Consider the following 352-nt stretch of genomic DNA (forward strand, 5'->3'; position numbering starts at 1 on the left):
AGTCGAGGACGTTGTAGAAGATAGTTCACGGAACGAACCTACGACGATGAAACGGCAAATGAGCTTTGCGGAAGCGGAAAGCGCGGGCAAGAAGCGCGTGACTCGGCGTCAGCGTTTCCTGGATGAGATGGAGAAACTCGTGCCGTGGTCGCGATTGCTGACGGCAATCGAGCCGTACTACCCGAAGGGAGCTCGCGGCCGCTCGCCGATCGGTCTGGAGCGGATGCTTCGAATCTACTTCCTGCAGCAGTGGTACAGCCTGTCGGACGAAGGGTTGGAGGATGCGCTGTACGACAGCATTGCGATGCGGGCGTTTGCCGGGATTGATCTGGCCGTCGAGAACGTGCCGGAT

The 352-nt window shown here is 59.1% G+C and carries 1 protein-coding gene; it reads left to right on the forward strand.

Going from position 1 to position 352, the window contains the following annotated elements; genetic code table 11:
- Window positions 1-46: 46 nt before the first annotated feature.
- A partial coding sequence (locus tag DID99_RS37000; RefSeq protein WP_148094736.1) for a transposase occupies window positions 47-352 on the forward strand: 306 nt, incomplete at its 3' end.

This window comes from Burkholderia sp. Bp8986 (genome assembly GCF_003854225.1).
GTDB lineage: Bacteria > Pseudomonadota > Gammaproteobacteria > Burkholderiales > Burkholderiaceae > Burkholderia.